General features: G+C 73.3%; 5 protein-coding genes. 3 read left to right on the forward strand and 2 right to left on the reverse strand.

Going from position 1 to position 5,538, the window contains the following annotated elements:
- Nucleotides 1–559: 559 nt before the first annotated feature.
- Both GTW08_RS10450 and GTW08_RS10455 read right to left on the reverse strand, forming a co-directional pair.
- Nucleotides 560–931, reverse strand: a complete 372-nt coding sequence (locus GTW08_RS10450; protein WP_304580058.1) for a nuclear transport factor 2 family protein — start codon at nucleotides 929–931, stop codon at nucleotides 560–562.
- 8 nt (nucleotides 932–939) lie between these two features.
- Entirely contained in the window at nucleotides 940–1,968 is a 1,029-nt protein-coding gene (locus GTW08_RS10455) for an LLM class flavin-dependent oxidoreductase (protein WP_073574630.1), read from the reverse strand.
- Between the two features lie 113 nt (nucleotides 1,969–2,081).
- Here GTW08_RS10455 and thrS point away from each other — a divergent pair, with 113 nt between their 5' ends.
- From thrS to pgsA, 3 genes are all read left to right on the forward strand, one after another.
- On the forward strand, nucleotides 2,082–4,145 hold the full coding sequence (gene thrS, locus GTW08_RS10460; RefSeq protein ID WP_073574631.1) for a threonine--tRNA ligase: 2,064 nt from the start codon (nucleotides 2,082–2,084) through the stop codon (nucleotides 4,143–4,145).
- Between the two features lie 9 nt (nucleotides 4,146–4,154).
- A complete protein-coding gene (locus GTW08_RS10465) occupies nucleotides 4,155–4,712 on the forward strand; it encodes an HIT family protein (RefSeq protein ID WP_073574632.1) in 558 nt (185 codons plus the stop codon).
- A 94-nt stretch (nucleotides 4,713–4,806) separates the two neighbouring features.
- The gene (gene pgsA, locus GTW08_RS10470; RefSeq protein ID WP_073574633.1) at nucleotides 4,807–5,421 is read left to right on the forward strand and encodes a phosphatidylinositol phosphate synthase; all 615 of its coding nucleotides are present in this window, start codon (nucleotides 4,807–4,809) and stop codon (nucleotides 5,419–5,421) included.
- The last annotated feature ends 117 nt before the right edge of the window (nucleotides 5,422–5,538 follow it).

The following is a 5,538-nucleotide window of genomic DNA, read 5'->3' on the forward strand; positions in this document are numbered from 1 at the left end:
GCGGGGGCGCCGTGCCGTGCCGAAGCGCCGGAGTCGGCGCGGGCGACCTGGTCGCTGCCGTGCCGGCCGGTCGGGCGCTCCTCGGTGTCGACCGCACGACCGGAACCGGTCGATCCGTGGGAATCGGACTCGGGGGAGCGGCGCGACCGCGGCGGTGGGGGCGGGCCTGCGGGCAACCGGCTCTCCCTTCTGGTCGACGGCCGGCGGAACCGGACGGTGGCGTGGTCTCACCCGGTCAACGAGTTCGCTGTGTCAACGAGGGACCGGAGGGCGGCGTTGTGCCCACCTGATCGACGTCACTCGAATGTCGGCACGTCAGCGGGGTGATGGCGCGCTCCGTGACCGGATCGCCCGATCATGGTGCGGCATGCGGACCATCGTGCCCGCGGCCGAAGGGATGCACAGGCGGCACGACCACTGCGTCGAGCAACGGCCGGTTGCGTGCGACGACGCGCGGGCGGCCCAGCGCCGGACGGCCGGACGGCCGCATCCGGCGGGACGACCGGCCGTCGTCGATCGACGGGCGGCGGCAACCCCGACCCCGACCTGCAGGGACGGGTCAGGAGAGCAGCGGGCCCATGCGGTCGCGCAGCGCGACCGCGGCCGACAGCGGCCGCACGAGCACGGTGAGCTCGCGGATCCGGCCCTCCTCGTCGGTGCGCAGGATGTCGACGCCCTGCACCTCGCGCTCCCCGACGGTCGCGGCGAACTCGAGGACGTGCCCGTCGTCGCCGGAGTACCCGGCGACGTAGTGGAACCCGCCGAAGACGGTGAACACCGCGCCCAGGATGGGGCGCAACGCCCCCCGGCCCCGGTAGGGGCGGTGCACGACGGGCGAGCGGAACTCGACGTCGTCGCTGCAGAGAGCGACGGCCGCGTCGAGGTCTCCGGCCTCGATCGCGGCCCGGAAGCGGGCGGCGGCGTCGTTCACGCCGGCGATCATGCCCCACCCGCCCCGGGCCAGGCGGCCGCGGCCGCCGGGCGCAGGCCGACGGCGCCGGCCAGCAGCTCGTAGGAGCGCAGCCGGTCCTCGCCGCGGAAGGTCGAGGTCGTCACCATCAGCTCGTCCACCCCGGTCCGGGCCACGAGCTCCTCGACGCCGGCGCGCACGGTCTCCGGCGAGCCGATGACCTGGTCGGCGTGGCGCTGCTCGACGAACGCCCGGGCCGGGTCGGTCCAGTCGAAGGCCGCGACCTCCTCGGGGCCGGGCAGCGGGCGCGGATCGCCGAGGCGCAGGTGCAGGAACTGCAGCGCCGAGGGCAGCGCCAGCTCGTGGGCGCGCTCGTCGGTGTCGGCGCAGGTCACGGCGGCGGCGATCATCGAGTACGGCTGCGCCAGCAGCGCCGAGGGCCGGAAGTGCTCGCGGTAGAGCTCCAGCGCGGGCAGCGTGTTCGCGGCCGAGAAGTGGTGGGCGAAGGCGAACGGCAGCCCGAGCATCCCGGCGACCTTCGCCGAGTAGCCCGACGAGCCGAGCAGCCACATGGTCGGAGCGTTCCCCACGGCCGGTACGGCGAGCACGCCGGCGTCGCCACGGAAGTAGGCCGCGAGCTCCACGAGCTGGTCGGGGAAGTCGTCGGGGGCGTGCAGCCGGTCGGTCCCGGTCCCGCGCAGCGCGGCGGCGGTCTGCGGGTCGGTGCCCGGGGCGCGCCCGATGCCGAGGTCGATCCGGCCGGGGTGCAGTGCCTCGAGGGTGCCGAACTGCTCCGCGACGACGAGCGGGCGGTGGTTGGGCAGCATCACCCCACCCGAGCCGACGGTGATCCGTTCGGTCGCCCCGGCCAGGTGCGCGATCAGCACCGGCGGCGACGAGCTGGCGATCCCGGGCATGCCGTGGTGCTCGGCGACCCAGTAGCGGGTGAAGCCCAGCTCCTCGGCCCGTCGTACCAGGCGGGTGCTGTGCGCCAGCGCGTCGGTGGCCGACGAGCCGTCGGCCACGGGGACCAGGTCGAGCACGGAGAGAGGGACCACGACGGCTGCAACACCCGCACCCGCCGGGCGTCTTCCCGGCGGTCGAAACCGGTTCGCGGCCCCCGACTAGCATCGGAGGTCCATCTGTTCGCACCACCTCTGGAGGCACCCCCGTGTCCGCACCGTCCGCCCCGCCCGCGTCCGCCCCGATCCGGGTGCCGGCCGGGACGACCGCCGGCGCGCGCGTCCGGGAGGGCGGGCTGTCGACCAGCGGTCCCGAGGCGATCGTCGTCGTGCGCGACGCCGAGGGTGCCCTGCGCGACCTGGCCTGGGCCCCCGAGGCCGACGCCGAGGTCGTCCCGGTCCCGGCGAACACCGAGGAGGGGCGCAGCGTCATCCGGCACTCGGCGGCGCACGTGCTCGCCCAGGCCGTCCAGCAGCTGTTCCCGAAGGCCAAGCTGGGCATCGGCCCGCCGGTCACCGACGGCTTCTACTACGACTTCGACGTCGACACCCCCTTCACCGCCGAGGATCTGAAGAAGATCGAGTCGGCGATGAAGAAGATCGTGAAGGCGGGGCAGCGCTTCGAGCGCCGTCGCTACGCCTCGCAGGACGAGGCCCGCGCCGAGCTGGCCGACCAGCCGTACAAGCTGGAGCTGATCGACCTGAAGTCGACGGACGACTCCGTCGACAGCGGGGAGGTCATGGAGGTCGACTCCTCCGGCGAGCTCACCGTCTACGACAACGTGCACGCCCACACCGGCGCCGTCGTCTGGTCGGACCTGTGCCGTGGCCCGCACCTGCCGACCACCAAGTTCATCCCGGCGTTCTCGCTGACCCGCTCGGCCGCCGCGTACTGGCGGGGCGACCAGCGCAACGCCCAGCTCCAGCGGATCTACGGCACCGCGTGGGAGTCGCAGGAGGCGCACGACGCCTACCTGGAGCGCATCGCCGAGGCCGAGCGGCGCGACCACCGCCGCCTGGGCAGCGAGCTGGACCTGTTCAGCTTCCCCGACGAGATCGGGTCGGGCCTGCCGGTCTTCCACCCCAAGGGCGGCGTCGTCCGCAAGGAGCTGGAGGACCTGTCCCGCGAGCGGCACGCCGCGGCCGGGTACGAGTTCGTCTACACCCCGCACGCCACCAAGGGCGTGCTGTTCGAGAAGTCCGGGCACCTGGAGTGGTACGCCGAGGGCATGTACCCGCCCATGCAGCTCGACGCGGAGTACACCGCCGACGGCGAGCTGAAGCGGCCGGCCGTCGACTACTACCTCAAGCCGATGAACTGCCCGATGCACAACCTGATCTTCGCCTCGCGCGGACGGTCCTACCGCGAGCTGCCGCTGCGGCTGTTCGAGTTCGGCACCGTCTACCGCTACGAGAAGTCCGGTGTGGTGCACGGGCTGACCCGGGCCCGCGGGTTCAGCCAGGACGACGCGCACATCTACTGCACCCGTGAGCAGATGCAGGGCGAGATCCGCAGCCTGCTGCAGTTCGTGCTGGACCTGCTGCGCGACTACGGCCTCGACGACTTCTACCTGGAGCTGTCGACCCGCAACCCGGAGAAGTCGATCGGCTCCGACGAGTCGTGGGCCGAGGCCACCCAGGCGCTGCGCGACGCCGCCGAGAGCTTCGGGCTGACCCTGCACGACGACCCGGGCGGCGCCGCGTTCTACGCGCCCAAGATCTCGGTGCAGGCCCGCGACGCGATCGGCCGCTACTGGCAGATGTCGACCATCCAGGTCGACCTGATGCTGCCGGACCGCTTCGAGCTGGAGTACACCTCCTCGGACGGCTCCCGGCAGCGACCGGTCATGATCCACCGCGCGCTGTTCGGCTCGATCGAGCGCTTCTTCGGCGTGCTCACCGAGCACTACGCCGGTGCCTTCCCGGCGTGGCTCGCCCCCGTCCAGGTGGTGGGGATCCCGGTCACCGAGGCCCAGGACGACTACGTCCGCGACATCGCCGCCCGGCTGCGCGCCGCGGGCATCCGGATCGACGTCGACTCCGGCGACGACCGGATGCAGAAGAAGATCCGCACCCACACGCTGCAGAAGGTGCCGTTCCTGCTGCTCGTGGGCGGTCGCGACGTCGAGGCCGGCGCGGTGAGCTTCCGTTTCCGCGACGGCTCGCAGACGAACGCGGTGCCGGTCGAGCAGGCGGTCACCTCGATCATCGAGTGGGTGCGGTCGCGCACGAACACCTCGCCGACCGCGGAGAGCTTCGGGGTCGACGCCTAGGATCGGCTCATGGAGCAGGAGTGGGTCCCGCAGGAGGGGACCGGGACGCCCGACGGCTTCGCCCGGCTGTGGACCCCGCACCGGCTCGCCTACATCCAGGGCGCCGGTGACACCGGCTGCCCGTTCTGCCGGATAGCCCGGGGGGACACCCTGGGCGACTCGACGGACCCGGACGCGGACAACCTCGTCGTCGCGCGCGGCGACGAGGTGTTCGCGCTGCTGAACCTGCACCCGTACAACCCGGGGCACCTGATGGTGCTGCCCTACCGGCACGTCGCGGACCTGGAGGACCTCACCGACTCCGAGGCGGGCGAGCTGATGGCGTTCACCCGCCAGGCCGTCGTGACCATGAAGCGGATCGCGGCGCCGCACGCGTTCAACGTGGGGCTCAACCTGGGCCACGTCGCGGGCGGCTCGCTGGCCGAGCACCTGCACCAGCACGTCGTCCCGCGCTGGGGCGGGGACGCGAACTTCATCGCCGTCGTCGGGCAGACGAAGGTGATCCCGCAGCTGCTCGCCGAGACCCGCGACCAGCTGGCACAGGCGTGGGAACCGCCACGTCGCTGACTCCGGCCGCGCCGACGGCGGGCGGACCCGGTATCGGACTACGCTGGCAGCGTCCCCCACCGCCGCCGTCCTGCACGGGAGCACGCAGCCGCTGATGCTGAACCTGTTCGCCCGCGCGCACGTCAACCGGCTCACCGACCCCGTCGGGCGGGCCCTGATCGACCGTGGTGTCAGCCCGGACACCGTGACCGTGCTCGGCACCGTCGGGGCCGTGACCTGCTCGTTGGCGTTCCTGCCGACCGGCCTGCTGGCCCTCGGCGCGGTGCTGGTCACCCTCTTCGTGCTGACCGACCTGATCGACGGCGCGATGGCCCGCGCCCGCGGGCACGGCACCCCGTTCGGGGCGGTGCTCGACTCCACCTGCGACCGGATCGTCGACGGCGCCCTGTTCGCCGGGCTCGCCTGGTGGGCGCTGAACGGCGGGGCCGAGCCCCTGGCCGGTGCCGCCGCGCTGGTGGCCCTGGTCGGTGGCCAGATCGTGTCGTACGTCAAGGCCCGCGCCGAGTCCGTCGGGCTCACCGCCGAGGGCGGCCTCGTCGAACGCGCCGAACGGCTCATCCTCGGCCTGGTCGGGGCGTTCCTGTCCGGCATCGGGGTGCCGTGGGCGCTGACCGTCACCCTCGTCGTGCTGGCGATCGGGACGGCGGTGACCCTCGGCCAGCGGATCCTGGCGGTGCGGCACAGCTCCCGCGAGGCACCGCGTGCCTGACCTGCGGACGCGCACCACCGACGCGTTGAGCGCCGCCGGGTACGCGGCGGGCTGGCGGGTCGCGGGGCGGCTCCCGGCCGGCGTCGCCGGACGGGTGTTCGACGCAGGCGCCGCGCT

It is taken from the genome of Pseudonocardia sp. SID8383, assembly GCF_009864975.1.
GTDB classification, from domain to species: Bacteria; Actinomycetota; Actinomycetes; order Mycobacteriales; family Pseudonocardiaceae; genus Pseudonocardia; species Pseudonocardia alni.